Genomic DNA, 26,428 nt, shown 5'->3' on the forward strand with positions numbered 1-26,428 from the left:
GCCCGAGCCCCGGGGAGATATCACATGTATCGCTACGACGAATTCGACACCGACTTCGTGTCCGCCCGCGTAGAGCAATTCACCGATCAGGTGCGCCGGCGTCTGGACGGCGATCTGGACGAGGACCAGTTCAAGCCGCTTCGGCTGATGAACGGCGTCTATCTGCAACTGCATGCCTACATGCTGCGGGTGGCGATCCCCTATGGCACGCTGAACGGCGCGCAGATGCGCAAGCTCGCCCATGTCGCGCGCACCTACGACCGGGGCTACGGGCACTTCACGACGCGCCAGAACATCCAGTTCAACTGGCCGCGCCTGAAGGACATCCCGGCGATCCTCGAGGAGCTTGCCACAGTCGAGATGCATGCGATCCAGACATCCGGCAACTGCATCCGCAACGTCACCGCCGATCACTTTTCGGGTGCTGCCGCCGACGAGATCCTCGACCCGCGCCCCTATGCGGAAATCCTGCGCCAGTGGTCGTCCTTGCATCCGGAGTTTTCCTTCCTGCCGCGCAAGTTCAAGATCGCGGTGACCGGCGCAGCGCATGACCGCGCCGCCGTCCAGGTGCATGACATCGGTCTGCAGGCGAAGCGCGACGAACACGGAAATGTCGGCTTCACGGTATTCGTTGGCGGCGGGCTTGGCCGCACGCCGATGATCGCCCGCAAGGTGCGGGATTTCCTGCCGGAAGAAGACTTGCTGGCCTACTCGGAGGCGATCCTGCGTGTCTACAACCGCTACGGACGGCGCGACAACAAGTACAAGGCGCGCATCAAGATCCTCGTTCACGAAACCGGCGTCGACGTGCTCAGGGCCGATATCGAGCGCGAATTCGAGGAGATCCGCGGCGGCGTTCTGACCCTGCCGCAGGACGAGATCGACCGGATTACCGCCTATTTCGCGCCGCCCGCCTTTGCCGCGCAGGACGATGCGGACGCACTGGAGTGCGCCATGCTGACCGACCCGGCGCTCGCCGCTTTCGTCGAGCGCAACGTGCATGCGCACAAGGCGGCGGGCTATGCCAGTGTCACCATCTCGTTGAAGCCGATCGGCAAGGCGCCGGGCGATGCAACGGCCGACCAGATGGACGCGGTGGCGGAACTCGCCGAGCGCCATGGCCACGACGAGATCCGTGTCAGCCACGAGCAGAACCTGGTATTGCCGCATGTGCGCAAGACCGACATTCCCGCCATCTTCGCCGGATTGAAGGCGGCGGGGCTTGCGGAAGCCAATGCCGGGCTCGTCACCGATATCATCGCCTGTCCGGGGATGGATTTCTGTGCGCTTGCCACCGCGCGCTCGATCCCTGTAGCGCAGCGCATTTCCGAGCGGTTTGGAACGCCGGAGCGTCAGCGCGACATCGGCGATCTCAAGATCAAGATCTCCGGCTGCATCAACGCCTGCGGGCATCACCACGTCGGCCATATCGGCATCCTCGGCGTGGAGAAGAAGGGCGAGGAATACTACCAGATCACGCTCGGCGGATCGGGCGACGAGAACAGCTCGATCGGCGAAATCATTGGCCGGGGCTTCTCCTACGAGGAGGTTGTCGATGCCGTCGAGACGGTGGTCGACACCTACATCGGCCTGCGTGCAGCGCCGGAGGAGGACTTCCTGGACGCCTACCGCAGGGTCGGCGATGCCCCGTTCAAGGAGGCGCTCTATGGGACGGCATGAAGCCCTAGCGGCAATAGACGACCCGGGCGACCTTGCGACAAGGCTCGCTGCCCGCTTTGACGGCGCGCCGGCGGAAGAGGTGATCGCGGCGGCGCGGCGGCAGTTTGGAGCCGGTTTGGCGATGGTCTCTTCCTTCGGCGCGGAATCGGCGGTGCTGCTCCATCTCGCTTCCCGTGTCGATCCACGCCTGCCGGTGCTGTTCATCGACACCGGCAAGCTCTTTCCCGCAACGCTGCGCTACCGGGACGCGCTGACCGAACGCTTCGGCCTCAAGGACGTGCGGGTTCTGAGGCCCTCAGTGGAGGATCTTCAGGCCGACGATCCGACAGGCGCGCTGTGGATGCGCGACACGGATGCCTGTTGCGACATCCGCAAGGTGCGTCCGCTGGCGCGCGCGGTCGCCGGCCTCGACGCCTGGATTTCCGGACGCAAGCGGTTCCAGGCCAGTTCGCGCTCCAACATCCCGCTGTTCGAGGCCGATGGTTCGCGCGTGAAGGTCAATCCGCTCGCGGACTGGGACCCGTCGGATCTGCGGGCGCACATGCAGGCCCACGACCTGCCGCCGCATCCGCTTGTGGCGGAGGGATACCCGTCGATCGGCTGCATGCCCTGCACCAGTCCGGTAGCGGAAGGCGAGGACCCGCGCGCCGGGCGCTGGCGCGGCGGCGACAAGACCGAATGCGGCATCCATTTTCCGCTTCCGCAGGAAAACGAGAACGGAGCGGGGATCTGACCATGACGGCACAGCTTTACAGGAACGGCACCTTTGTCGCCGACCACTGGCGTCACCTCGGCGAAGACGATCCGCTGCCGGACGGCGGTGCCGTCATTCTCCCGCTCGGGCGCTATCTGGAGAGCGTCGCGACGGCGCCGGCCTCGCTCAAGCTCGCGGTGTTGTTGCGTGCGGCGGATGATCCCGACACGCTTGTCCCGCATCTTTCGCGTCTTGAGATTGTCGCCGTCGACTTTGCGAAATTCTCCGACGGACGCGGCTATTCCACCGCGCGCCTGCTGCGCCAGCGGTTGGGCTTTGAAGGCGAGCTGCGGGCGGTGGGCGATGTGCTGCTCGACCAGATCCCGCTGATGCGCCGTTGCGGCTTTACCGCCTTTGAAATCGCGCACGCGCCAACGCGTCGCGCCCTTGAGGCTGGTCACAGTGTCGAGGTGCCGTTATATCTTCAACCTGTGGAGCACGCTGGCGAACGCCCGGCCGGGGCCCGCGCCTGGGCCCGGCGCCCGGCGGCACCGCAGGGGTGAGACTGGCCGCAACGGTTCGTTCGGCACAGGCGGTGCGATGTGCAGCCCGTCTGGACCGGATTTCACCGGCCTGTCGTGAATTGCGAACGTAAGGATGCATGGCATGAATGTGGTCGATCTTTCCGGTGCTGCGGCGGATGTCGTTCCTGCCGGCGCAACCGCCGAGACCGTGACCGAGGTCCAGCATTACACTGACGACCTGTTTCGCTTCCGCATGACACGGCCGGCGACCTTCCGGTTTCGATCCGGCGAATTCGTCATGATCGGACTGATGGTCGGGGAAAAGCCGATCTACCGGGCCTATTCGATCGCCTCGCCCTCCTGGGACGAAGAGCTCGAGTTCTTTTCGATCAAGGTGCCGAACGGCCCGCTGACCGAGCATCTCGCCAGGATCGAGGTCGGCGACAAGGTTTTGATGAAGAAGAAGCCGACCGGAACGCTGGTCAACGACGCGCTGATCACCGGCAAGCGGCTTTACATGTTCTCCACCGGCACGGGCTTTGCGCCTTTCGCAAGCCTCATTCGCGATCCGGAGACCTACGACAAGTTCGACGAGGTCATCGTCACCCATTCCTGTCGCTTCAAGGCCGAGCTTGCCTATTCCATCGAGACGGTGGCGGCGGCGAAGGAAGATCCGCTGATCGGCGAGCTTGCCGCCGAGCGGCTGCGCCTTTTCACCTCCACCACGCGCGAGCCGTCGGAGCATGTCGGCCGCATCACGACGCTGATCGAAAGCGGCGAATTGTTCGAGGCGCTGGGTGTGCCGCCGATCGACCCGGAAACGGATCGCGGCATGATCTGTGGATCGATGGCCATGCTCAAGGACACCAAGGCGCTGCTGGAGGCCCGTGGGTTGACCGAGGGCGCCAACAACAAGCCGGCCGAATTCGTCATCGAGCGCGCCTTCGTCGGTTGAAGGCTCTCGTCGTTCGTGCCATCGCTCCGGAGAAAAGGGGCGGGTGAGAAACGACGGAGAGAGCATGTGAGCGACAGGAAGACGTCGAAAGACGACGCGTGCGTGCGCATTCTCGACGAGCGCACGCTTTACGAGGGCTTTGCCCGTTATCGGGAGCTGGATGTCGAGGAGCGCCGCGCCGACGGCACGACACATCGCCTGTCGCGCGAGTATCAGACGCGCGGCGATGTCGTCGCCGTCCTTCCCTTCGATCCGGAGCGAAAGGTCGCGCTGCTGGCCCGCCAGCTGCGCGTGCCGCTGCTTGCCCGCGGCGACGGCGAGGCGTTCCTGCTCGAGGCGCCTGCGGGCTATGTCGATGACGGCGAGGCGCCGGCCGACGCCGCCCGGCGCGAGGCGGCGGAAGAGGTCGGTATCGCCCTGACCGATCTCGAGCCGGTCGGTGAGGTCTATTCCTCTCCCGGCGCGATGACCGAACGGATTTCCCTCTTTCTGGCCGAATACACCCTGGCGGATCGCCGGAGCGCCGGCGGGGGACTTGCGCATGAAGGGGAGGAGATCGAGGTGCTGGAGTGCCCGCTTGCCCGGCTGGTTTGCGATCCGGGCGATGCAACCGGCCAGGACGCCAAGACGCTGCTGCTGCTGCAGGCGCTCATGTTGCGCCGCCCCGATCTTTTTGCGTAACCTCGAGCCAACGCGCCGATGTGGCCGATGGGTCGCAACACGGCGATTTCTCCAGGAAAATTCAAGGATCCCGCCATGTCGATGAACCGTACCGTACGTCTCGTCAAACGTCCTGCGCCCGGCCTTGTCAGTTCAGTCAGTTTCGAGATCCGCGATGAGCCGGTCGCCGAGCCGGGCGACGGCGAATTTCGTATGCGCGCCGAATATGTCTCGCTCGATCCGGCCATGCGCGGCTGGGTGAACGAGGGCAAATCCTATGTGCCGCCGGTCGCGCTCGGCGATGTGATGCGCGCCTTTTCCGCCGGCACGGTGGAGGCGTCCAACCACCCCGAGTTTCGCGTGGGCGACAAGGTGGTCGGCCTTTTCGGCGTGCAGACGCACGCGATCTCCGACGGCCGCGGCGTGCAGCGCGTCGACACGGATATCGCGCCGCTGCAAAGCTGGATCGGCGGTCTCGGCATGCCGGGGCTGACCGCCTATTTCGGCCTGTTGCGCGTCGGCGAGGCGAAGGCCGGCGACACGGTTGTCGTCTCCGCCGCCTCCGGCGCGGTCGGTTCGCTTGTCGGCCAGATCGCGAAGCTCAAGGGCTGCCGCGCGGTCGGTATCGCCGGCGGTCCGGAAAAATGCCGGGCGCTGATCGAGGTCGACGGCTTTGACGCGGCGGTCGACTACAAGGCGGGCGATCTTGGCGCGCAGCTCGACAAGGCCTGCCCGGACGGGATCGACGTCGATTTCGAAAACGTCGGTGGCGAGATCCTCGACACCATCCTGCCGCGCATGAACACCTTCGGGCGCATCGCGGTCTGCGGGCTGATCTCGGCCTATACGGCGACCTCGGTGCCGCCGGGACCGGTGAACCTGCGCTATGTGCTCACCCAGCGGCTGAAGATGCAGGGCTTGATCGTCTTCGACTTCGCCCGCGACAATGCGGTTGCGCTCGCCGATCTCGGCGCCTGGGTGAAGGAGGGCAAGCTGAAGCTGCGCGAGGACGTGCGCGAGGGCGGCGTCGACGCCTTCGTCGAGACGCTCAATCTGCTTTATACCGGCGGCAACTTCGGCAAGCTCAGCCTCAAGGTCTGAAAAAGCCCGCAACCGCGCCATTCTCCTGACACGATGTCGCGGCCATCATTGGCATCTGAAAGTGCGGTTGGGAGGATGGCGATGCGGTTCGGGCGAACATGGAAAGCGGCGCGAGCCGGTCTTGCGCTGGCAACGCTTGCCGCCGGCACTGCGGGGCTTCAACCGTCTCCTGCGCAGGCCGCATCGCTCGACGCTTGCGTCGCCAATATCCGCGCGCAGGCGATCAAGGCCGGCGTCAGCCGCGCCACCGCCGACCGGGCGCTGTCGGATGTTTCCTTTGACGAAAAAGCGGTGCGCTTCTCCCGCAGCCAGCCGGAATACAAGACCCCGATCTGGGACTATCTTGCCTTTCTGGTCGACGAGGAACGCATCGCCGACGGCAAGAAGATGCTCGATCGCCATCGCAACACCCTGGCCCGGGTGGAAAAATCCTATGGTGTCGACGGTTACATCGTGCTGGCTGTCTGGGGCGTTGAAAGCGACTACGGGCAGTTTCGCGGCGATTTCCATGTGCCGCATGCGCTGGCCAATGTCGCCTGCAACGGCCGGCGTGCGAAGTATTTCCGCTCCGAGCTGGTCGAGATCCTGAAGATCGTCGACCGGGGCGACGTGAAGCTCAAGGACCTGCAAGGCTCCTGGGCCGGCGCCTTCGGCCAGACCCAGTTCATGCCCTCCACCTATCGCCGGCTGGCGGTCGATTTTGATGGCGACGGGCGCCGCGATCTCGTTAATTCCGTGCCGGATGCGCTTGCCTCCACGGCGAATTATCTCAAGAAGGCGGGCTGGGTCACCGGCATGCCCTGGGGCTACGAGGTGCGTCTGCCCAAGGGCTACAAGGGGCCGTCCGGGCGCAAGAATCGCGCGACCGTCACCTCCTGGGGCAAGCGCGGCATCATCCATCTCGACGGCGGCAAGATCGACGGCGAGGCGCGTGCCGGGCTCCTGCTTCCGGCCGGGCGCGACGGCCCGGCGTTTCTGGTGTTCAAGAATTTCGACGCGATCTATTCCTACAATGTCGCGGAAAGCTATGCGCTGGCAATCTCGCATCTGGCAGATCGTCTGCGCGGCGCCGGGCCGTTCGCCACCCCGTGGCCGACGTCGGATACGGGCCTGTCGCGCGCCGAACGCCTCAGGCTTCAGGAACTTCTGCTGCGAGCGGGCTATGACATCGGCGAGGCGGACGGGCGTGTCGGCCCGGCAACGCGCGCCGGCATCAAGCAGGCCGAGGCGCGCTTCGGATTGCGCCAGACCGGCCGGCCGGGTCGCAAGATCTATGAAAAGCTCGGAGGCCGCTGACCGCGCTCCTTATCCCTTGCCGGGGATGCCCTTGAAGGCCTCCTTGCCCCAGACCCGCTTGACGGTGTCGTCGCGGCCGCACGACCAGCGATAGTAAGTGTAGCGGGTGGGGCTCTTCTCGTAGAAATCCTGATGATAGTCCTCGGCCGGATAGAAGGTCGCGGCATCGAGGATCGGCGTCGCGATCTTCGTGTCGAGGCTGACTGCGGCTTGCGCCTTTTCCCGCTCCGCGATCCGGCGCTGCTCAGCGTCCGTGGCGAAGATCGCCGTGCGATAGGACGGACCCCGGTCGCAGAACTGGCCGCCTGCGTCGGTCGGATCGACGCTGCGAAACAGCGCCGCCACCAGGTCCGTGTAGCTCACCGTGTCCGCGTCGAAGGTGATGCGCACGGCTTCATAGTGCCCCGTGCCGCCCTGCGTCACCGCCTTGTAGGTCGGATCGTCCAGAGTGCCGCCAGTATAGCCCGAGACCGTTTCCAGGACGCCCGGGATCGTGTCGAAGTCCGATTCAACGCACCAGAAACAGCCCCCGGCAAAGATCGCCGTTTGCTCGTCCAGCGCAATCGCGGGACGCGGCGCGGCAAGCGAGACCGCCAGAACGGCGGCAAGGGCGCCGAGGAGGCGCGGGGACCTGGGCCGCTTGAATGTCGTATGCATGGGGAAATCTCCTTTGCCTGCTTCAGCACTTGGCGGTCGCAGCACCCGGGATCAAGTCAAAGCCGCATCACATCCTCGGGATGAGACCGGCCAAACGCGGATTGCGGGCGTGCCACCCATCGGCTACCGTCCGCCCGAGAGGCTATTCGTATGACAAACGGGAGGACGGCTTTGTCCAGCGAAATCAGGCGTTTCCAGGCCGTGATCGACGGCGTCGCGGGAGAGGCGACCGGCGGACGCCGCATCGACGTGATCGCACCCAGTACGGGCGAGGTCTTTGCCAGCATTCCGCGCTGCGATGCGGGTGATGTCGGTCGCGCGGTGGTTGCCGCGCGCAGCGCCTTTGACGGCGATGACTGGGGCAGGATGCCGGCGGTGGAGCGCGGTCGCATCCTCTCGCGCCTGTCCGCGCTGGTGCTTAGCCATATCGACGAGCTGGCGGAGCTGGAATCGCGCGACACCGGCAAGCCGCTGCGCCAGGGCCGGGCCGATATCGTCAATGCCGCGCGCTACTTCGAGTTCTACGGCGGGGCAGCGGACAAGGTCACCGGCGACACGCTTCCCGCCCAGACCGGCTTCATGGCGATCACGCTGCGCGAGCCGCATGGCGTCGTCGGCTCCATCGTTCCGTGGAATTATCCGGCGCAGATCATGGCGCGGGTCGCAGGCGCCGCCCTTGCCATGGGCAATACGTTGGTGATGAAACCTGCGGAGGATGCGTGTCTGTCCGTGCTGCGGATTGCCGAGCTTGCGCTTGAGGCGGGGCTTCCGGCGGGCGTCTGGAACGTGGTGCCGGGCTACGGCGAGGAGGCGGGCGCCTCCCTTTCCAATCATCCGGGCGTCGACTTCCTGACCTTCACCGGCTCTCCCGAGGTCGGCACGCTGATCCAGACGGCGGCGGCCAAGAACCATATCGGCTGCACGCTGGAGCTTGGCGGCAAGTCGCCGCAGATCCTCTTCGCCGACGCCGATCTGGAGGCCGCCCTTCCGGTCGTCCTGAACGCCGTCGTGCAGAATTGCGGCCAGACCTGTTCGGCCGGCAGCCGTCTGCTGGTGGAGGCCGCGCATTTCGACAAGGTGGTCGAGGAGCTGCGGCATCGCTTTCGCGCGCTGGTCAGCGGCCCGCACGACAGCGATCTGGATCTCGGACCCTTGATCAACGAGGCGCAGGCGCGTCGCGTCGCGGGCTTTGCCGAAGAGGCGGAGGTGGAGGAAATCCCGCTGATCGCGGAAGGATCCATCATGCCGGACAGCCCGGCGGGCGGGTTTTATCAGCCGGCCCGCGTTTATGGCCCTGTGCCCCGCGATGCGCGCCTTGCTCAGGAGGAGGTGTTCGGTCCCGTGCTTGCCGTCATTCCCTTTGCCGATGAAGCCGAGGCCATCGAGATCGCCAACGGCACCGACTACGGCCTGGTCGCCGGTGTGTGGACCGGCGATGGCGCGCGCGCGATGCGGGTGGCGCGCGCAGTCAGGGCCGGGCAGGTCTTCGTCAATGGCTATGGCGCAGGCGGCGGGGTCGAGTTGCCCTTCGGCGGCTTCAAGAAGTCCGGCCACGGGCGGGAAAAGGGCTTCGAGGCGCTCTACGAGTTCTCGGCCCTCAAGACCGTCGTGGTCAATCACGGATAGAAAGCGCGCGCCTCAAGAGCGCGGCAGCAATCGGGAGGAAATGCATGAGCGGACGTCTTGCGGGGAAGGTGGCGATTGTCACCGGCGCGGGGTCGGGCTTCGGCGAGGGCATCGCGAAGCTCTTTGCCGGGGAGGGGGCCTCGGTGATTGCCGCCGACATCAACGGCGAGGCGGCCCAACGGGTCGCTGGCGAGATCGGTCCCTCGGCCGCAGCGGTGACCGCGGATGTGGGCAAGCGGGCGGACGTTGAGGCAATGTGCCAGGCCGCACAGGAGCGCTTCGGCGGGCTGGATATTCTCGTCAACAACGCCGGCTACACCCACCGCAACGGCTCTCTGATGGAGGTCGACGAGGACACCTTCGACAAGATCTTCGCTGTCAATGCCAAGGCCATCTATCTGGCGACCCAGGCGGCCGTGCCGATGCTGAATGCGCGCGGCGGCGGCGTGATCCTCAACACCGCCTCGACGGCGGGCCTGAGGCCGCGCCCGGGGCTGACCTGGTACAATGCGTCGAAGGGCTGGGCGATCACCGCGACCAAATCCATGGCGGTGGAGCTTGCGCCCGACAACATCCGTGTGAATGCGCTGTGCCCGGTTGCGGGCGAGACGGGCATGCTTTCGATGTTCATGGGAGAGGACACGCCGGAAAAGCGGGCGCAATTCGTCGCCAGCATTCCGCTGGGGCGTCTGTCGCAACCGCGCGATATCGCCAATGCCGCATTGTGGCTCGCCTCAAACGAAGCCGAATTCATCACCGGCGTGGCACTTGAGGTCGACGGCGGGCGGTGTATCTGACCGCGAGAGCAAAGGGCAAGGCGCGCGAACGCGCCTCGCCCCGTCGTCTTATTTCTTGAACTTCTTGATCTCGCCGCTGGCAAGACGAGCGCTGTAGGAGGTCAGTTCCTTCCTGACGAGCCTCATCAGGAAGTAGAGCGCAAATATGTTCACTACCGCCATGGAGAAGATCGCCGCGTCGGAGAAGTCGATGACGGGTCCAAGGCTCGCCGCCGCACCGATCACGATGAAGATGCAGAAGATGACCTTGAACACGAGTTCAGTCGTCTTGCCTTCGCCGAACAGATAGGTCCAGGCCTTCAGGCCATAGTAGGACCAGGAGATCATCGTGGAAAACGCAAAGAGCACCACCGCGATCGCCAGGACATAGGGGAACCACGAAATCGTCGAGCCGAAGGCGGCGGAGGTCAGGGCCACGCCCGACGTGTCGCCGATCGTCTTGATCGAGCCGCCGGCCTCGTTGAGGATGAACTGCCCCGTTGCCGGATCGGAGATCAACTGGCCGGAAATCGTGATGACCAGGGCGGTCATCGTGCAGATCACCACCGTGTCGATCAGCGGCTCCAGCAGCGACACGAAGCCTTCCGTGATCGGCTCTTTGGTGCGAACGGCCGAGTGCGCGATCGCCGCCGAGCCGACACCGGCCTCGTTGGAGAAGGCGGCCCGTTTGAAGCCCTGGATCAGGGCGCCGACAAGCCCGCCGGCAACGCCGAGACCCGTGAAGGCGCCGGAGAAGATCTGACCAAAGGCCCAGCCGATCTTGTCGTAGTTCACCAGCAGGATGATCAGCGCCGCGCCGACGTAGAGGATGCCCATGAAGGGCACGACCTTTTCGGTGACACGGGCGATCGACTTGATGCCGCCGACGATCACGGCAAACACGATCGCCGCGAATACGATCCCCGTGATCCAGCCCGGATAATCGCCGACGATCCCGGCGATCTGGGCATGTGCCTGGTTGGCCTGGAACATGTTGCCGCCGCCAAGCGCGCCGAGGATACAGAACACGGAAAACAGGACGGCGAGGATCTTGCCGCCCGGAAGGCCGAGCTCCGTGAACCCCTTCGACATGTAGTACATCGGACCGCCGGAGACGGTGCCGTCGGGGTATTCGTTGCGGTATTTCACGCCGAGCGTGCACTCGGTGAATTTCGACGCCATCCCCATGAGGCCCGCGAGGATCATCCAGAAGGTCGCACCCGGACCGCCGATGCCCACGGCAACGGCAACGCCGGCGATGTTGCCGAGGCCCACGGTGCCCGACAAGGCGGTTGCCAGGGCCTGGAAGTGGCTGACCTCGCCCGCGTCCTTGGGATCGGAATAGTCGCCCTTCACCAGCGCGATGGCATGGCCGAAGAAGCGGAACTGGACGAGCCCGAAATAGACGGTGAACACCGATGCCGCGACGACAAGCCACAGCACGATCCAGGGAAAGGCGGTTCCGGGAAAGGGTGCGAAGATGAAATTGACGAAGGGCCCGGTGACGGCTGCGAAAGTCTGGTTGACCTGTTGGTCAAGCGTCATGGCCTCCTGGGCAAGGGCGGGAGCGGACAGGCCGAACGCGGCGGCCGGGGCGAGAAGGATCTTGCTGAAATTTTTCATGGCTTCACCTCAGACCACGACGGTGACGGGTACGCTGGCGCTCATCACCAGGTTCGATGTGGCGCTTCCGAAGATGCGCTTGGTGAAGCCGCCCTCGGAGGACCGTCCGACGATGATCTGGTCGGCGCCCTGCTCCTCCGCGAGCGTGTTCAGCGTCTCCGCCACGTCTCCGTGCCGCACGATGCCGCTGGCTGAAAATCCGGCGTCGCGAAGGCTTTTCACGGCCGGATCGATGATCCGGTTCGTCGCCGTGGAGAGTTCCTCCTCGCGCCGCTTGTGGCGCTGGGCGTTTTCCTCCTGCGTCTGGAACGAGTAGGGCGACCACTCGATGACATAGGCGGCGACGAGCTCGCAGTCTCCGATCAGTTTCGCCAGCATCTGGGCATGCGCCATGGCGCGCTCGCCCGATTTGTGGCCGTCCAGGCCGATCAACAGTTTCATTCCCATTTCTTCCTCCTGAATACAGGGTTCCCCGATGGTCAGTTCAAAGCAAAGGCATGGGCGCGGTTGGATTCCACGCCTCTTGCAACCTCGGCAACTCATTATAGGTAAAAAGACTGGTTGATGTGCCTTTAGTTAGTCTGTATTGAGGAATTTGACCTATAAATCAGGAAAAAACAGGCAAAAAGACTGGATGACTAGGAATTTGGACGCTATCGACAGAAAGATCCTGGACGAACTTCAGCGCGACGGCCGGCTATCGATCGTCGAACTGGCCGACAGGGTGGGGCTCACGAAAACGCCTTGCGCCCAGCGGGTGCGGCGTCTCGAACGTTCGGGTGTGATCAGCGGCTACAGCGCCAAGCTCGATCCGGTCGAGGTCAACATGAACCACGTCACGATCGTCCAGGTGAACATGATGCAGACCGTCGACACCTCGCTGGAGGACTTCAACGAGGCGGTGAAGCGCATTCCCGAGATCCAGACCTGCATGATGATCGCCGGCTCGTTCGACTATCTGCTGCAGGTGCGCACGCGCGACATCGCCCATTTCCGGGCCTTGCTGGGCGACAAGATCAGCAAGTTGCCGAATGTCATGCAGACGCATTCCTTCGCCGTCCTGGAAACGGTGAAGGACAGCGATGTCATTGCCATGCAGCAGGAGGGGCGGCGGGGATAGACGCAAGGGCCGGGCCTTGAGCCCTCGATCGGAAGCGTGTTGCGCGGCAAGGCGCCGAAACGGCCGGGCGCGCGAGGCGTCCGGCCGTTTGTGATCGGGACAGAATTGTCGGTTCCAGTCTTATGCCGGAACCTTGACCTTCGCCTTGGTGTTGGCGAGCACGTCCTCGATGGTGACGTCGGGCGCCAGCTCCACCACTTCCAGCCCCTCGTCGGTGACGTCGAAGACACCGAAGTTGGTGATGATGCGGTTGACGCATTTCACGCCGGTCAGCGGCAGGGTGCACTCCGGAAGGAGCTTCGGGTCGCCCGCCTTGGAGGTGTGATCCATGATCACCACCACGCGCTTGACGCCGGCGACGAGGTCCATCGCCCCGCCCATGCCCTTGACCATCTTGCCGGGGATCATCCAGTTCGCCAGATCGCCGTCTTCCGACACTTCCATGGCGCCCAGGATGGCCATGTCGATGTGACCGCCACGGATCATGGCGAAGCTTTCGGCGGACGAGAAGAAGCTTGTCTGCGGCAATTCGGTGATCGTCTGCTTGCCGGCGTTGATGAGGTCGGGATCGATCTCGTCCTCGGTCGGGAACGGCCCCATGCCGAGCATGCCGTTTTCCGATTGGAGCGTCACGTGAACGCCTTCCGGGATGTAGTTGGACACCAGCGTCGGGATGCCGATGCCGAGGTTCACGTAGAACCCGTCTTCCAGCTCCTGCGCCGCGCGCCGAGCCATGTCATCGCGAGTCCAGGCCATGTCTGTTCTCCTTTGTCTTCTCAGGCTGCGCGGACGATGCGCTTCTCGATGCGCTTCTCGTGGGTGCCCACGATGATGCGGTCGACGTAGATCCCCGGCGTATCGATACGGTCGGGATCGAGCTCGCCGATCTCGACGACCTCCTCGACCTCCACCAGCGTGATCCTGCCGGCCGTCGCCATCTCCGGGTTGAAGTTGCGGGCGGTCTTGCGGAAGACGAGGTTGCCTTCCTTGTCCGCCTTCCAGGCCTTCACCAGCGACAGATCCGCGACCAGCCCGGTCTCCAGAATGTAGGTCTCGCCGTTGAAATCCTTGTGTTCCTTGCCCTCGGCAATGCGTGTGCCGACACCCGTCTTGGTGTAGAAACCGGGGATCCCCGCGCCGCCGGCGCGACAGCGCTCCGCCAGCGTGCCCTGCGGGTTGAACTCGAGCTCGAGTTCGCCGTTCAGGTACTGGCGCTCGAAGGTGGCGTTCTCTCCGACATAGGAAGAAATCATCTTCTTGATCTGACGGGTCTGCAGGAGAAGGCCGAGACCGAAGTCGTCGACGCCTGCATTGTTGGAGATCGCGGTGATCTCCTTGGCGCCATTGTCCCGCAGCGCGACAATCAGGTTCTCGGGAATGCCGCACAGGCCGAAACCGCCGGCCATGATCGTCATTCCGTCAAAGGTCACTCCCTCAATCGCGGCAGCCGCGTCGGGGTAAATCTTATTCATAGGGATCTCCTTGCATCGGATGAATGCCGGGCGTTCGTCCCAACATGAACCGCTCGTCAGGGGCTTGTGATAACGCCAGAGGCCGCGCACCTCAAGCGCCAAGCGCAGACAGGGCGTTCTCGGGCGCATTCGGGCGGCTTTCGCCTTGAACCGACAGGCGATAGCGCCTATTCCCGCACCATGGGGCTCGCGGCGCATTCGGCGTTCGCGCCCCGCCGACTCATTCGGATCAGGACCCGCCGACCCATTCGGATCAGGATATGAAACGCCTCATCGCGATACTCGCTGCGATCATTGTGACCGGCGCGTTGCTTGTCAGCGCCCCGGCGCTGCTCGTTTCGAGCGATGCCGCGCGCGGGCGCATCGAGGCGCAGCTGTCGGTCTGGTTCGGCGCGCGGGTGCGCGTCGGTGCGCCGCCGCGCATTTCCGTCGTCCCGCGCCTGAGCCTCGTGCTTGAAGATGTGAGCCTTGAGGGCAACGGATGGAGCCTGAAAGACGCCGGAATGAGGGCGCGGCTCGATCTGTCCGCCCTCTTGAGCGGAACCACGCGTCTTGCCTCCCTTGCCATCGCAAACCCGCAGATCCGCATCTCCGCGCCATTTCAGGGTCGCCCGGAAACCGCTGTCGTCGTCGGTCGGGCCGTGCAGCGGATCCTGCGCCATCCGCTGTCCGTCGCGAACGCCGATGTCTATCTGGATGACGCGACGGAGCCGCTCTTGCGGGACATGGTTTTCCAACTTGCGCCCGGTGGCGAGGGCGCAACTCTTCGTGGCGGGTTCAAGGCCGCGGATCAACAGGTCGAGGCAACCGTGACGCTTGCCGATACCGCCGTCTTGACGGGCGAGGGCGCGGGCAATGTGACTGTGAGCCTGGCCTCGTCCCTTGCCACCTTGCGCATCGACGGAATGGTGGGCGAGGGTGGCGCGCCGCGCCTGTCCGGAGACTTCGAGTTCTCCACCAGCGATCTGCGCGGACTTGCCGGGCGTCTGGGCGTTTCGCTGATCGGGGACACCGCTTTCGGGGTGGCGCGGCTCACGGGCATCGGGTCCGCGTCGGTCTCCGCCATCGAGTTGGATACGGCGCGCGTCGAACTTGACGGCAACATCGGCGAGGGACGTCTGGCGCTCTCCGACAGGGCGCTGCGTCCGCGCCTTGAAGGCACCCTGGCCTTCGAGCGTCTCGACTTGTCTGCCTATTTGCAGGAGTGGGGAGGTCTTCCCAAGGAGGATGTGCCGGGCCCGGACTGGGTTCGTGCGCCGCTCTTCCAGCTTCTGTCTGGCATCGATGTCGATCTGCGCCTGTCCGCCGCACGCCTTGTCGCCGCCGCGCTTGAAACCGGCCCGAGCGCGCTCTCGCTGCTCTTGCGGGACGGGGATCTGTCGATCAATTTGAGTGAAACGACACTCGCCGGCGGGTCGGGAGCACTGACGGTTCGTGCCAGACCCGAGGCGGAAAGCGGTTATGTCGCGACGGCGATGCTCATCGGCGAGGATCTCGCGCTGGCGGAATTGGCCCTGTCCGCGCCCGACGACGGGCCGCGAATAGCGGCGGGCTACGTGAGCGGCCGGATGGATGTGAATGCCCGCGGCGCAACGCTGGCGCAGCTCGCCCGGAGCTACCGCGCAGTCGTTGCCGCTGATGCGAAGGACGTCGAGCTTCGTGGGGGCGACCTTGACGCGGTGATGGACGGCCTGCTGGCCGGCGACATGGAAAAAGACGCGAGCAGCGTGTCGCGGTTCGAGACAATTGCCGCGCGGCTCGAACTCGACGCCGATGCCCTACAGGTGAGCGAACTGGACGCCATGACGGCCCGGCACAGGCTTTCCCTCTCGGGCCGGGTCGCGCGCGCCAAAGGCGGGGTCTCGCTGCGCGGGGAGGTGGCGGAACGTCGCGCCGAACCGGTCGAAGCGGGTGCGCCGCCGGCAAAGGCGATGCCGGTGCTTGTGCGCGGCACGCTCACGGCGCCGCGTCTTCTGCCCGACATGACCGGCCTGAGCGGATCGCCCACCCGGTAGCGGGTTTCTGTGAAACACGCTGCTTCGCGCGGCCTTCCGGCTGTTGTATGAAAGAGCTGGAGGCTCAGGAGCCGGGGGCGGATTTCTTGCTGCGAATGCTGTCGACACTCTTGAAGATCGGGCTTGCCTCGCTCCTGACGGGCGCGGTTCTGGCCGAATTCGATGTGTCCGCCCAGGACCTTCTGGCGCAGGCCGGCCTCACCCCGCAGGACATCGCCGATTTCGCCGTGCGGACCTACCAGTGGGCACTGCCGAACATCATTCTCGGTGCGCTTATCGTCGTCCCGGTCTGGCTGGTGATCTACCTGTTTCGCCCACCGCGCGGGTAGATCCGCGCCGTTGCGTTGGCTCTCAGTTGGCCCTCAGGCCTGCGCCTCCGCGCGGCGCATGTCGCGCGCCTTCGCCACTTCCTGGCGCTTGGTGACAATGGAGGTCGTGACGACGATCAGTGTCACAAGACCGACCAGAATGGTGCACACGGCGTTGATCTCCGGCGTCACGCCAAGGCGCACCTGCGAGTAGATCTTCATCGGCAGTGTCGTGGCTTCCGGCCCGGTGGTGAAGCTTGCGATCACCAGATCGTCGAGCGACAGCGTGAAGGCCAGCATCCAGCCGGCGATGACGCCGGGCAGGATGATCGGCAGCGTCACCGAGAAGAACGTGCGCAGCGGCGGACAGCCAAGGTCCTGGGCGGCTTCCTCCAGCGCCCGGTCGAAACCGGCCAGGCGCGACTGGACCACGACCGCGACATAGCACATGGCGAACGTCGTATGCGCGATCATGATGGTCCAGAACCCGCGCGTCTGGTCGATTGCCACGAACAGCAAAAGCAGTGAAAGGCCGAGGATGACCTCCGGCATCACCAGGGGCGCATAGACCATTCCGGAGAAAAGCGTGCGACCGGCGAAGCGTCCGGAGCGGACCAGAACGATGGCGGCGAGCGTGCCGAGTACGGTGGCGAGCGTTGCGGAAAAGAACGCGACGCGCACAGTGACCCATGCCGCGTCGAGAAGCTGCTGGTTGGAGAGCAGCTCGACGTACCACTTGGTCGAAAAGCCGCCCCAGACCGTGACAAGCCGCGATTCGTTGAAGGAATAGATCACCAGAAGGACGATCGGCAGGTACAGGAACGAAAATCCGAGCACCAGCGACGTCACGTTGAACCAGCTTGGTCCCTTGTGCATCAGTTTCGTTCCTCTCGTCGACCGAGGCCGGTCATTGGCTCTTCTCCGCCGCCTTTTGCTGCTGGTTCTGGAACAGCACGATTGGCACGACCAGAATGAGCAGCAGGATCACGGCGACGGCGGAAGAGACCGGCCAGTCGCGGTTGTTGAAGAATTCCGTCCACAGCGTCTTGCCGATCATCAGCGTATCGGATCCGCCCAGAAGATCGGGGATCACGAACTCGCCGACCGCGGGAATGAAGACGAGGAAACACCCGGCGATGATGCCGGGCATCGAGAGCGGCACGGTGATTGTCCAGAAGGTGCGCCACGGCGGACAGCCGAGATCGCTCGCGGCCTCAAGCAGACTTACGTCCAGCTTCTCCAGACTGGCATAGAGCGGCAGCACCAGGAACGGCAGGTAGGAATAGACGATGCCGATGTAGACGGCGGCATTGGTGTTGAGTATCGTCAGCGGATCGTCGATCACGCCGATCCACAGCAGCACCTGGTTCAGCAGGCCCTCGTTCTTGAGAATGCCGATCCAGGCGTAGACGCGGATCAGGAAGCTTGTCCAGAACGGCAGGATCACGAGCATGAGAAGGGTTGCGCGCCATTCCCTGGGCGCGCGCGCCATGCCGTAGGCGATCGGATAGCCGACGATAAGGGTGATCAGCGTCGAGATCGCGGCGATCTCGACGCTCGACAGATAGGACTTCCAGTAGAGATCGTCCTGGGTCAGCCAGATGTAGTTTTCCAGCGAAAAGCGACCGATGGCGTCGACGACATCGGACAAGCCCTGCGACAGGTCGATGGTCGGCAGATAGGGCGGAATCGCGACGGCGATCTCCGAAAGCGAAATCTTGAAGACGATGAAGAAGGGCGCGAGAAAGAAGACAATCAGCCAGGCATAGGGAAGGGCGATCAGGAGCCATCCGCCGGCGCTGCGCCGCTGACGCGGAATGCGCGGAATGTCGCTGGCGACGGTGGTGGTCTCGGCTGCAGTCCTGTCGGCGCTCGTCATCTGCCGGTCCTCCAGCTCATGGGCGTCAGGCTCCTCCGCCTGTGCCGCGTCATTGGGCCAGCACCACGCCGGCGTCCCGGTCCCAGGAGAGCCAGACCTTGTCCTCCCAGCCGATCGGGCGTTCCACCTGGCGCGTCCGGTTGGCCACCGTGGCGCGCACCGTTTCCTCCTCGGCGATATGGGTGTGGTAGATCGACACGTCGCCGAGATAACCGATGTCCCAGACCTCGCCGGTGAGCCGGTTTTCCGGCCCTTCCGGCTCCTCGAAGGAAATGCGCACCTTCTCCGGGCGGATCGCGAACCACACGGTCTCGCCAATGCCGGCCTCGACCGGTTGCGCCACTTCGATGGCGCAGTCGAACAACGGCGCATGCAGCCTCGTCATGTCGCCGTCACGCGTCATGACCTTGCATTCCATCAGGTTGATGTCGCCGATGAAGTCCGCAACAAAGCGCGAGTTCGGCACCTCGTAGATTTCGGCAGGCGTCGCGATCTGGACGATGCGGCCCTTGTCCATCACCGCGATGCGGTCGGCCATGGTCATGGCCTCTTCCTGGTCGTGGGTGACGATCAGGAAGGTCATGCCGAGGTCCTGCTGCAGGTCGGTCAGTTCGAACTGCGTTTCCTCGCGCAGCTTGCGATCGAGTGCGCCGAGCGGTTCGTCGAGAAGCAGCACCTTCGGTTTCTTGGCAAGCGAGCGGGCGAGTGCCACGCGCTGGCGCTGGCCGCCGGAAAGCTGGTGCGGCTTGCGCTTGGCGAAGTCCTGCAGCTTGACGAGGGAGAGCATTTCCTCGACACGGCCGGCGATTTCCGCCTTCGGCATCCCCTCCTGCCTGAGGCCGAAGGCGACGTTCGCCTCCACGCTCATATGGGGAAACAGCGCATAGGACTGGAACATCATGTTGACGGGGCGGCGATGCGGCGGAACGCCGGCAAGGTTCTGCCCGTCGAGATAGATCTCGCCCGCATTCGGTGTTTCAAAGCCGGCGAGCATGCGCATCATCGTGGTCTTGCCGCAGCCCGAGCCGCCAAGCAGGGCAAAGAACTCGCGTTCGTGGACCTTGAGGCTGAGGTTGTCGACGGCGATGAAGTCGCCGAATTTCTTCGTGACGTTTCGAAATTCGATATAGGGCCGGGCCTGGGGATCGTCCCAGGGTGCGAAGTCGCGGCGGATCGGTCCGATCGGTTTCTTGGCCAAGCTCAACCCCTCCCTAGTGGAGCGAATCTGACATTTGAGTCCCGCTGGCGGCGACGCTCCCGCTCAAATGTCAAATTCAACAGCTCCACCAAAACCATGTATTTATCCAGTGGTTATTTGATTTCGACATTTGCTGCGAGGGCGTTGCACGGGGAGGCAAATGTCAGAAGCGAACCACTGGCGTTCGTTGCCGGAAGGCCCGCGAACCGGGCCTTCCGCACGCACTCACTGACCGGTCTTGACCTTCGTCCACTCCCGGGTGCGGGACCGCATGGCGCGGGGCGACTTGGTGGTGGTGGAGAAGAGATTGTCGACCGTCTCCTCGCTCGGGTAGATCGCCGGATCCTCAAGCACTTCCTTTTCGACGAATTCCTGGCTCGCCTTGTTGCCGTTTGCGTAGAACACGTAGTTTGTCGCCTTGGCGACCACGTCGGGGCGCATGATGTAGTCGAGGAAGACATGCGCCTCCTCGGTGTGCGGCGCATCGGCTGGAATGGCCATGTTGTCGAACCACATCATCGCCCCTTCCTTGGGAATGGCATAGCTGACGGTCACGCCGTTGTCGGCCTCCGCCGCGCGGTCGCGGGCCTGCAGCACGTCGCCGGACCAGCCGATCGCCAGGCAGATGTCGCCATTTGCGAGCGCGTTGATGTACTCCGAGGAATGGAACTTCTGGATGTAGGGACGCACCTTCAGCAGGAGCTCCGTGGCCTTCTTGAAGTCTTCCGGATTGTCGCTGTCGGGATCGAGACCGAGATAGTTGAGTGCGGCGGGAAAGATCTCGTCGGCGGTGTCGAGCATATGCACGCCGCAATCGGCGAACTTCGAGACGACCTCGGGATCGAAGATCATGTCCCAGCTGTCGACCGGCGCGTCGGGCATGCGTTCCTTGATCTTCTCGACGTTGTAGCCGATGCCGGTGGTGCCCCACATGTAGTTGATAGCGTATTCATTGCCCGGATCGAACTTTTCGATGCGCTTCATGATCTGTGGCCAGAGATTGTCGATGTTCTCCAGTTTCGACTTGTCCAGTTTCTGGAAAACGCCGGCCTGGATCTGGCGGCCGAGGAAGGTGCCCGTCGGCACGACGACATCATAACCGGTGCCGCCGGCGAGCAGCTTCGTCTCCAGCATCTCGTTGCTGTCGAAGACGTCGTAGACCACCGAAATGCCGGTTTCCTTGGTGAAGTCCTCGAGAATGGATTCGTCGATATAATCCGACCAGTTGAACACACGCACCGTGCGTTCCTGCGCCGAGGCCGCGCCGATCGCCAAGGCGCTAGCCAGCGCCACCCCTGTCAAAAACAGCTTTTTCATCTCGTTCACCTCCATTTGGCCCCCAAGCCATGTCCCGGCCAGGGGCGTTCCGCTCTGTCGTGTCGTCCGCGCGCCGTTGGGTGCGGCCGTCTTGTTGTCTTTGCCGATCGCCCGTGGGCGGACTTGACCCTCGGGCAGCCTAGAAGCATTTCCCCCGCGGTCTCAAGGGGCGGTCGCGGGCATGCCGCCAATTTGACCGTTTTGCCAACATCTTCTGCAAGGCGCATGTGCCGTCGTCGGTCTTGCCGGCGCCGGGGCGCGATCACAGGTAGGTCTGGCGCTCCAGCGTCGATATCTCGCGCCCGAATGCGAAGAGCTCGTGACGCTTGATGTCGGTAAGGACCTTGTGCATCTCGGAGCCGACGGCCTCCTTCATGCGCTCCGACGCCTCGAAGGCATCGATCGCCTCGTCCATCCAGGGGGTGAGGCGCGGCGCGGTTGTCTCATAGGCGTTGCCGTCGACGGGCGGCGGCGGGGCCGTTTCGCCAAGCACGCCATCCATCATCCCCGACAAGACGCCGGTCAGCACCAGATACGGATTGGCGTCCGCCCCGGCGATCCGGTGTTCGATGCGCGCCGATTCCGGCGTGCCGGCGGGCACCCGCAGTGCCACGGAGCGGTTGTCGTGTCCCCAGCAGATCGATGTCGGCGCATAGGAACCTGGTTGCATGCGCCGGAAACCGTTGAAGGTGGAGACGAACAGGAGATGCGCCTCCGGCATGGTGTCAAGCAGGCCCTTGATGGCATGGCCGAGCCGTGCCTCGCCGGTGTCCGGATTGGCAAAGATGTTGCCGGTGCCATCCTCCAGCGAACAATGCACGTGCATGCCGTTTCCGGGCCATTCCACGAAGGGCTTGGCCATGAAGGAGGCCTTGAGATTGTGTTTGCGCGCGACGCCGGCCACGAGCCGGCGCAGCAGCACGGCGTCATCGGCGGCGCGCAGCGGGTCGCGGCGGTAGTGCAGGTTCAGTTCGAATTGCCCGGGCGCGGCCTCGGAAACGGCCGCATCGGCTGGAATGTCCTGCGCATCGGCCGAACGGCGGATCTCGTCGACCAGCGGCATGAAGGCTTCGAGATCGGAAAGCGCGTACATGTTCTGCCGCGCCGGGCCGAGATGGGTGGAAAACACCGGCTGGGGCGCGCCGCTCCAGTCGCCGTCGTCCTGGTCCTCGAAAAGGTAGAACTCAAGCTCGAAGGCGGCGGTCGCGGTCAGCCCGTGCGTGGCGAGCCGGTCGGTCATGCGCGCCAGCACATGGCGCGGGTCGCAGAGAAAGGCGCCGCCATCGCGGTCGTGCATCGACAAGAGCACCTGCGCGGTCGGCCGCGTGGCCCAGGGAACGGAGCGCAGCGTCCCCGGCACCGGCCAGCACACGCCGTCCTTGTCGCCGGTCTCGATATGCATCCCGGTTTCCTCGACCTCGCGGCCCCAGACATCGAGCCCGAAGAGCGAGAAAGGGAGCGCCACCCCGTTTTCGAACACCTTGCGCAACGCGCTTCCCGGCAGCCACTTTCCCCGCAACACGCCGTTGCTGTCCGGCAGGATCACTTCCAGCGTGTCCAGATCCGGGTGCTCGGCCTCGAAGCGCGCGAGTTCCTCCTGCCAGGCATCGCCGGCATCCGGACGTGCCCAGGCGGAACGGGACGTGTGAAGCATGAAATCCTCCGAGACGCCGGGCCGGTGCGGCCGCGACAATTGCCGATTGGATAAAAATGTGATCACGTAGCAGCGAGGCTGTCAAGCAAGCCCGTCAGGAGGTCCATGACCGAGATGCCGGTTTCCCCTTTCAAGAGTACCGCCACGGTCACCGATGCACCGGCACCGCGCAAGTCCGTCCGTGACGCGGTGGAGCAGAGCGTGCGTGCGGCGCTCCTGTCGGGTCGCTTCGTTCCCGGACGCTCCGTCACCCTGCGCGGGCTGGCGCAGGAGCTTGGCGTCAGTCCCATGCCGGTTCGCGAGGCCGTGCGGGCGCTTTCGGCCGGAAACGCTCTGGAGATCCGCAGCAATGGGCGCATTCAGGTGCCGCAGATGACGCAGTCACGCCTGTCGGAAATCCTCACGGCCCGTCTTCTGCTGGAGCCGGAGCTTGCTTTCGCGGCAGCCGCAAATCTCGATGCATCCGATGCGACGGCGCTGCGCAAGATCGATGACCGGGTCGACGAAAGCCTCTCCGGCGGCGATGCGGAGACTTACATGCAGGAAAACTTCGCCTTTCATTTCCATATTTACCGGGCGGCCAGGTCGCAGGTATTGATGCCGCTTGTGGAAAGTCTCTGGTTGCAGTTCGCACCCTTCATGCGCACGGTCTACGGTCGGGTCGGAACGGCGGCGCTCGACGATCACCACAAGGAGGCGATCGCGGCGGTGCACAGCCGGGACGCGGGTGCGCTACGCGAGGCTGTCGCCGCCGATATCCGCTGCGGCATGGATCTGCTCGATCGAAGTGCGGGCGATGGGCTTGCAGAAAGCCGAGGCAAGAGTCCGGATTGACAGTTCGGCCAAATGTGATCACAAATCGAGGTGCCCGGACACGCTGCGCAGTCGGCGGATCGGGCGTGCGGCGCGGGACAGTCGGACGCCGTGCGGAAAAAGCAGGTGAGACCGTGAGCAAGAAGAAGAAAACGCAGCCCAAGTTCGAGAGCCGTCGCGGCGTTGCCTCGCTGGAGGAGGCGAGCACTTGGCTGGTCGAGCGTGGCATCGAGGACATCGAGTGCATCGTGCCCGATCTGGCAGGCGTTGCCCGCGGCAAGATGATGCCGACGGAGAAGTTCTTCTCCGGACCGGTGATGACCATGCCCTCGTCGATCTTCGCGCAGACAATCTCCGGAGATTATCCGCCCGACGACGACCGCTTCCAGCACAATCCGACCGACGGAGACCTGTTCTTCCGGGCCGACTATTCGACCCTGACCACCGTGCCGTGGGAGAGCGATCCGACCGCCCAGCTCATTCACGATGCCTACACGCGCGAGGGCGTTCCGGTCGAGACGGCGCCGCGCAATGTTCTCAAGCGCGTCCTGAAGCTATACGAGGACGAGGGCTGGGCTCCGATGGTCGCGCCGGAGATGGAGTTCTATCTGGTCAAGCCGAACACCGACCCCGACTATCCGCTCGAGCCGCCCACCGGGCGCTCCGGACGTCCGGAGGTCGGTCGCCAGTCCTATTCGATCTCCGCCCTCAACGAGTTCGACGACCTGATCGACGACATCTATGACCTGTCGGAGGCGCAGGGGCTGGAGATCGACACCCTGATCCACGAGGAAGGCGCCGCGCAGATGGAAATCAATCTGCGCCACGGTCATCCGCTGGAGCTTGCAGACCAGGTATTCCTGTTCAAGCGCACCATCCGGGAAGCCGCGCTGCGCCACGACATGTATGCCACCTTCATGGCCAAGCCGATGTCGAACCAGCCCGGTTCCTCGATGCATATCCACCAGTCGTTGGTGGACGTGGAAACCGGCAAGAACATCTTCTCGCGCGAGGACGGCGAGGCGAGCCGGGAGTTTCTCTCCTTCATCGCCGGCCATCAGGCCTTTCTGCCCGCCGTGACCTGCATCATGGCGCCCTATGTGAATTCCTATCGCCGCTTCACGCGCGATTCGACCGCGCCGGTGAACGTCTTTTGGGGCTATGACAACCGCACGGTGGGCCTGCGCGTTCCCAACTCCAAGCCGAACGCACGGCGGCTGGAAAACCGTGTGCCCTCGTCGGATGCCAATCCCTATCTGGCGATCGCCGCCTCGCTTGCCTGCGGCTATCTCGGCATCAAGCAGAAGTTGACGCCGGATGAGCCGCGCACCGGCGATTCCAGCGACCGGATGCATGCGCTGCCGCGCGGACTGCTCGAGGCGGTCGCCATGTTCGGAGACTGCAAGGAATTGCAGGAGGTGTTCGGCGAGAAATTCGTCGCCACCTACCGGGCGATCAAGCAGGAGGAATTCGAGACCTTCATGTCGGTGATCAGCCCCTGGGAGCGCGAGTACCTGCTGCTCAACGTCTGAGCGGGCGGAGCGCGTCCACCACACAACCTCTTTCACGCGCCTGTTTCGCTACGGGCAGGCGCATCGACACTCAATTCGCAGCGCCTCCGTGTGAAGCGCGCCACAACCGGGAGACATCACGCCATGACCGGGGCCTCCAACCTCTATCCGACCCGCGAGTTGCAGGCGCGTGACGCTGCGCACCACATCCATCCCTTCTCCGACACGAAGTCGCTGAACGCGGAGGGCGCGCGCATCATCACCTCCGCCAGCGGCGTCTGGCTGACGGACAGCGATGGCAACCGCTATCTCGACGGGATGGCAGGCCTGTGGTGCTGTCAGGTGGGCCACGGACGCGACGAGATTGCCGATGCGGTGAGCCAGCAGATGCGCGAACTCGACTATTACAACACCTTTTTCAAGACCAGCCATCCGCCGGTGATCGCGCTGTCGGAAAAGCTCGCGGAGCTGTCGCCGCCGCAGTTCAACCGTGTGTTCTTCACTTCCTCCGGGTCGGAGGCCAATGACACGGTGTTTCGTATGGTCCGGACCTATTGGGACCGGATGGGCAAGCCGGACAAGAAGATCATCATCGGGCGCTGGAACGGCTACCACGGCTCGACGCTCGCCGGCACCAGCCTGGGCGGGATGAAGGGCATGCACGAGCAGGGCGACCTGCCGGTGCCCGGCGTGCGCCACATCGCCCAACCTTATTGGTTCGGCGAAGGCGGGGACATGTCGGCGGAGGAATTCGGCCTGTGGGCCGCGCGCGAGCTGGAGCGCGAGATCGATGCCGCAGGTGCCGACAAGATTGCCGCCTTCATCGCGGAGCCGATCCAGGGTGCGGGCGGTGTCATCATCCCGCCCGACACCTACTGGCCGGAGGTGGCGCGCATCTGCAAGGAGCGCGATATCCTGCTGGTTGCCGACGAGGTGATTTGCGGCTTCGGGCGCCTCGGCACCTGGTTCGGCTCGCAGTATTACGGCTTCGAGCCGGATCTCATGTCGATCGCCAAGGGCCTGTCGTCGGGCTATCTGCCGATCGGCGGCGTGATGGTCTCCGACCGCGTCGGCGAGGCTTTTGTCGGAAAGGACGGCGACTTCAACCACGGCTACACCTACTCCGGTCATCCCGCCTGCTGCGCGGCGGCGCTTGCCAATCTCGAGATCATGCAGCGTGAAAAGCTGGTGGAGCGGGTCGCCGACGACATCGGTCCCTATCTGCAGGCGCGCTGGAAGGCGCTCGGCGATCATCCGCTGGTGGGCGAGGCGCGCATGGTCGGTCTGATCGGCGCTCTGGAATTGGTGCCGGCCAAGGGCGACCGCAGCCGCACGTTCCCGGATGTCGGAACCGTTGGCAACCTGTGCCGCGACCTGTCGTTCGACAACGGTCTCGTGATGCGCGCGACCCGCGACAGCATGATCATCTCGCCGCCGCTGGTGCTCACCCATGAGGAGGCCGACGATCTCGTCGCCCGCGCGCACAAGACGCTTGACGACACCTATGCTGCGCTGAAGCGCGACGGCCGCATCGCCGCCTGAAAGACCT

At 64.3% G+C, this 26,428-nt stretch carries 25 protein-coding genes; 15 read left to right on the forward strand and 10 right to left on the reverse strand.

Features of this window, described 5'->3' with window-relative positions:
- The first annotated feature begins 24 nt into the window (after window positions 1-24).
- The 7 genes from BLU32_RS00985 to BLU32_RS01015 all read left to right on the forward strand — a co-directional run bounded on the left by BLU32_RS00985 (window position 25) and on the right by BLU32_RS01015 (window position 6,910).
- Window positions 25-1,680: a nitrite/sulfite reductase gene (locus BLU32_RS00985; protein WP_093804586.1), complete on the forward strand. Its 1,656-nt coding sequence runs from the start codon at window positions 25-27 to the stop codon at window positions 1,678-1,680.
- A complete protein-coding gene (locus BLU32_RS00990) occupies window positions 1,667-2,413 on the forward strand; it encodes a phosphoadenylyl-sulfate reductase (protein WP_093804587.1) in 747 nt (248 codons plus the stop codon). Before BLU32_RS00985 ends, BLU32_RS00990 begins: the two co-directional genes overlap by 14 nt.
- Before the next feature lie 2 nt (window positions 2,414-2,415).
- Entirely contained in the window at window positions 2,416-2,937 is a 522-nt protein-coding gene (locus BLU32_RS00995; protein ID WP_157727433.1) for a DUF934 domain-containing protein, read from the forward strand.
- A 94-nt stretch (window positions 2,938-3,031) separates the two neighbouring features.
- A complete protein-coding gene (locus BLU32_RS01000) occupies window positions 3,032-3,853 on the forward strand; it encodes a ferredoxin--NADP reductase (RefSeq protein ID WP_371326948.1) in 822 nt (273 codons plus the stop codon).
- 66 nt (window positions 3,854-3,919) lie between these two features.
- Window positions 3,920-4,534, forward strand: coding sequence for an NUDIX domain-containing protein (locus tag BLU32_RS01005; protein WP_197673672.1), 615 nt, complete (start codon window positions 3,920-3,922; stop codon window positions 4,532-4,534).
- 75 nt (window positions 4,535-4,609) lie between these two features.
- Window positions 4,610-5,614, forward strand: coding sequence for an NADP-dependent oxidoreductase (locus BLU32_RS01010; RefSeq protein ID WP_093804589.1), 1,005 nt, complete (start codon window positions 4,610-4,612; stop codon window positions 5,612-5,614).
- Window positions 5,615-5,695: 81 nt separating this feature from the next.
- Window positions 5,696-6,910, forward strand: a complete 1,215-nt coding sequence (locus BLU32_RS01015; RefSeq protein ID WP_093810411.1) for a lytic murein transglycosylase — start codon at window positions 5,696-5,698, stop codon at window positions 6,908-6,910.
- 9 nt (window positions 6,911-6,919) lie between these two features.
- On the opposite strand, the gene msrA is transcribed toward BLU32_RS01015, so the two are convergent.
- Window positions 6,920-7,567: a peptide-methionine (S)-S-oxide reductase MsrA gene (gene msrA / locus BLU32_RS01020; protein ID WP_093804590.1), complete on the reverse strand. Its 648-nt coding sequence runs from the start codon at window positions 7,565-7,567 to the stop codon at window positions 6,920-6,922.
- A 150-nt stretch (window positions 7,568-7,717) separates the two neighbouring features.
- On the opposite strand from msrA, the gene BLU32_RS01025 reads away from it, so the two are divergent.
- Window positions 7,718-9,193 (forward strand): aldehyde dehydrogenase family protein, encoded by a 1,476-nt coding sequence (locus BLU32_RS01025; protein WP_093804591.1) that lies wholly within the window; start codon window positions 7,718-7,720, stop codon window positions 9,191-9,193.
- A gap of 44 nt (window positions 9,194-9,237) precedes the next feature.
- A complete protein-coding gene (locus tag BLU32_RS01030; RefSeq protein WP_093804592.1) occupies window positions 9,238-9,990 on the forward strand; it encodes an SDR family oxidoreductase in 753 nt (250 codons plus the stop codon).
- Between the two features lie 48 nt (window positions 9,991-10,038).
- On the opposite strand, the gene BLU32_RS01035 is transcribed toward BLU32_RS01030, so the two are convergent.
- Entirely contained in the window at window positions 10,039-11,592 is a 1,554-nt protein-coding gene (locus BLU32_RS01035; protein WP_093804593.1) for a sodium:alanine symporter family protein, read from the reverse strand.
- 9 nt (window positions 11,593-11,601) lie between these two features.
- Complete coding sequence (locus tag BLU32_RS01040) at window positions 11,602-12,033, reverse strand: universal stress protein (protein WP_244501769.1); 432 nt, start codon at window positions 12,031-12,033, stop codon at window positions 11,602-11,604.
- Window positions 12,034-12,226: 193 nt separating this feature from the next.
- Here BLU32_RS01040 and BLU32_RS01045 point away from each other — a divergent pair, with 193 nt between their 5' ends.
- The gene (locus BLU32_RS01045) at window positions 12,227-12,712 is read left to right on the forward strand and encodes an Lrp/AsnC ligand binding domain-containing protein (RefSeq protein WP_093804595.1); all 486 of its coding nucleotides are present in this window, start codon (window positions 12,227-12,229) and stop codon (window positions 12,710-12,712) included.
- Window positions 12,713-12,832: 120 nt separating this feature from the next.
- Here BLU32_RS01045 and BLU32_RS01050 read toward each other — a convergent pair whose 3' ends face one another.
- Together BLU32_RS01050 and BLU32_RS01055 are read right to left on the reverse strand one after the other, a co-directional pair.
- Window positions 12,833-13,468 carry a CoA transferase subunit B gene (locus BLU32_RS01050; RefSeq protein WP_093804596.1) on the reverse strand — a complete coding sequence of 212 codons (636 nt, stop codon included), beginning with the start codon at window positions 13,466-13,468 and terminating at the stop codon, window positions 12,833-12,835.
- 20 nt (window positions 13,469-13,488) lie between these two features.
- On the reverse strand, window positions 13,489-14,184 hold the full coding sequence (locus tag BLU32_RS01055; RefSeq protein ID WP_093804597.1) for a CoA transferase subunit A: 696 nt from the start codon (window positions 14,182-14,184) through the stop codon (window positions 13,489-13,491).
- Between the two features lie 260 nt (window positions 14,185-14,444).
- On the opposite strand from BLU32_RS01055, the gene BLU32_RS01060 reads away from it, so the two are divergent.
- Window positions 14,445-16,199 (forward strand): hypothetical protein, encoded by a 1,755-nt coding sequence (locus tag BLU32_RS01060; protein WP_093804598.1) that lies wholly within the window; start codon window positions 14,445-14,447, stop codon window positions 16,197-16,199.
- A gap of 95 nt (window positions 16,200-16,294) precedes the next feature.
- Window positions 16,295-16,528, forward strand: a complete 234-nt coding sequence (locus BLU32_RS01065; protein ID WP_244501770.1) for a DUF6460 domain-containing protein — start codon at window positions 16,295-16,297, stop codon at window positions 16,526-16,528.
- A 33-nt stretch (window positions 16,529-16,561) separates the two neighbouring features.
- Here BLU32_RS01065 and BLU32_RS01070 read toward each other — a convergent pair whose 3' ends face one another.
- From BLU32_RS01070 to BLU32_RS01090, 5 genes are all read right to left on the reverse strand, one after another.
- Window positions 16,562-17,383, reverse strand: a complete 822-nt coding sequence (locus tag BLU32_RS01070; RefSeq protein ID WP_093804599.1) for an ABC transporter permease — start codon at window positions 17,381-17,383, stop codon at window positions 16,562-16,564.
- 31 nt (window positions 17,384-17,414) lie between these two features.
- Window positions 17,415-18,386, reverse strand: coding sequence for an ABC transporter permease subunit (locus BLU32_RS01075; RefSeq protein WP_093804600.1), 972 nt, complete (start codon window positions 18,384-18,386; stop codon window positions 17,415-17,417).
- Between the two features lie 49 nt (window positions 18,387-18,435).
- A complete protein-coding gene (locus BLU32_RS01080) occupies window positions 18,436-19,584 on the reverse strand; it encodes an ABC transporter ATP-binding protein (protein ID WP_093804601.1) in 1,149 nt (382 codons plus the stop codon).
- Between the two features lie 225 nt (window positions 19,585-19,809).
- Window positions 19,810-20,901, reverse strand: a complete 1,092-nt coding sequence (locus BLU32_RS01085) for a polyamine ABC transporter substrate-binding protein (RefSeq protein WP_093810415.1) — start codon at window positions 20,899-20,901, stop codon at window positions 19,810-19,812.
- Window positions 20,902-21,163: 262 nt separating this feature from the next.
- On the reverse strand, window positions 21,164-22,555 hold the full coding sequence (locus tag BLU32_RS01090) for a glutamine synthetase family protein (RefSeq protein ID WP_093804602.1): 1,392 nt from the start codon (window positions 22,553-22,555) through the stop codon (window positions 21,164-21,166).
- A gap of 105 nt (window positions 22,556-22,660) precedes the next feature.
- On the opposite strand from BLU32_RS01090, the gene BLU32_RS01095 reads away from it, so the two are divergent.
- From BLU32_RS01095 to BLU32_RS01105, 3 genes are all read left to right on the forward strand, one after another.
- The gene (locus BLU32_RS01095) at window positions 22,661-23,389 is read left to right on the forward strand and encodes a GntR family transcriptional regulator (RefSeq protein ID WP_208976954.1); all 729 of its coding nucleotides are present in this window, start codon (window positions 22,661-22,663) and stop codon (window positions 23,387-23,389) included.
- A gap of 113 nt (window positions 23,390-23,502) precedes the next feature.
- Window positions 23,503-24,900, forward strand: a complete 1,398-nt coding sequence (locus BLU32_RS01100; protein WP_093804603.1) for a glutamine synthetase family protein — start codon at window positions 23,503-23,505, stop codon at window positions 24,898-24,900.
- Window positions 24,901-25,023: 123 nt separating this feature from the next.
- Complete coding sequence (locus BLU32_RS01105; RefSeq protein ID WP_093804604.1) at window positions 25,024-26,421, forward strand: aspartate aminotransferase family protein; 1,398 nt, start codon at window positions 25,024-25,026, stop codon at window positions 26,419-26,421.
- Window positions 26,422-26,428 lie beyond the last annotated feature (7 nt).

This window comes from Stappia sp. ES.058, assembly GCF_900105595.1.
In the GTDB taxonomy this organism is placed as follows: Bacteria; Pseudomonadota; Alphaproteobacteria; order Rhizobiales; family Stappiaceae; genus Stappia.

Bases quoted from the DNA above. Each gene is read 5' to 3' on its own strand.
- BLU32_RS00985 (WP_093804586.1), top strand. From the start codon at position 25: ATGTATCGCTACGACGAATTCGACACCGACTTCGTGTCCGCCCGCGTA.
- BLU32_RS00990 (WP_093804587.1), top strand. From the start codon at position 1,667: ATGGGACGGCATGAAGCCCTAGCGGCAATAGACGACCCGGGCGACCTT.
- BLU32_RS00995 (WP_157727433.1), top strand. From the start codon at position 2,416: ATGACGGCACAGCTTTACAGGAACGGCACCTTTGTCGCCGACCACTGG.
- BLU32_RS01000 (WP_371326948.1), top strand. From the start codon at position 3,032: ATGCATGGCATGAATGTGGTCGATCTTTCCGGTGCTGCGGCGGATGTC.
- BLU32_RS01010 (WP_093804589.1), top strand. From the start codon at position 4,610: ATGTCGATGAACCGTACCGTACGTCTCGTCAAACGTCCTGCGCCCGGC.
- BLU32_RS01015 (WP_093810411.1), top strand. From the start codon at position 5,696: ATGCGGTTCGGGCGAACATGGAAAGCGGCGCGAGCCGGTCTTGCGCTG.
- msrA (WP_093804590.1), bottom strand. From the start codon at position 7,567: ATGCATACGACATTCAAGCGGCCCAGGTCCCCGCGCCTCCTCGGCGCC.
- BLU32_RS01025 (WP_093804591.1), top strand. From the start codon at position 7,718: ATGACAAACGGGAGGACGGCTTTGTCCAGCGAAATCAGGCGTTTCCAG.
- BLU32_RS01030 (WP_093804592.1), top strand. From the start codon at position 9,238: ATGAGCGGACGTCTTGCGGGGAAGGTGGCGATTGTCACCGGCGCGGGG.
- BLU32_RS01035 (WP_093804593.1), bottom strand. From the start codon at position 11,592: ATGAAAAATTTCAGCAAGATCCTTCTCGCCCCGGCCGCCGCGTTCGGC.
- BLU32_RS01040 (WP_244501769.1), bottom strand. From the start codon at position 12,033: ATGAAACTGTTGATCGGCCTGGACGGCCACAAATCGGGCGAGCGCGCC.
- BLU32_RS01045 (WP_093804595.1), top strand. From the start codon at position 12,227: ATGACTAGGAATTTGGACGCTATCGACAGAAAGATCCTGGACGAACTT.
- BLU32_RS01050 (WP_093804596.1), bottom strand. From the start codon at position 13,468: ATGGCCTGGACTCGCGATGACATGGCTCGGCGCGCGGCGCAGGAGCTG.
- BLU32_RS01055 (WP_093804597.1), bottom strand. From the start codon at position 14,184: ATGAATAAGATTTACCCCGACGCGGCTGCCGCGATTGAGGGAGTGACC.
- BLU32_RS01060 (WP_093804598.1), top strand. From the start codon at position 14,445: ATGAAACGCCTCATCGCGATACTCGCTGCGATCATTGTGACCGGCGCG.
- BLU32_RS01065 (WP_244501770.1), top strand. From the start codon at position 16,295: ATGCTGTCGACACTCTTGAAGATCGGGCTTGCCTCGCTCCTGACGGGC.
- BLU32_RS01070 (WP_093804599.1), bottom strand. From the start codon at position 17,383: ATGCACAAGGGACCAAGCTGGTTCAACGTGACGTCGCTGGTGCTCGGA.
- BLU32_RS01075 (WP_093804600.1), bottom strand. From the start codon at position 18,386: ATGACGAGCGCCGACAGGACTGCAGCCGAGACCACCACCGTCGCCAGC.
- BLU32_RS01085 (WP_093810415.1), bottom strand. From the start codon at position 20,901: ATGAAAAAGCTGTTTTTGACAGGGGTGGCGCTGGCTAGCGCCTTGGCG.
- BLU32_RS01090 (WP_093804602.1), bottom strand. From the start codon at position 22,555: ATGCTTCACACGTCCCGTTCCGCCTGGGCACGTCCGGATGCCGGCGAT.
- BLU32_RS01095 (WP_208976954.1), top strand. From the start codon at position 22,661: ATGACCGAGATGCCGGTTTCCCCTTTCAAGAGTACCGCCACGGTCACC.
- BLU32_RS01105 (WP_093804604.1), top strand. From the start codon at position 25,024: ATGACCGGGGCCTCCAACCTCTATCCGACCCGCGAGTTGCAGGCGCGT.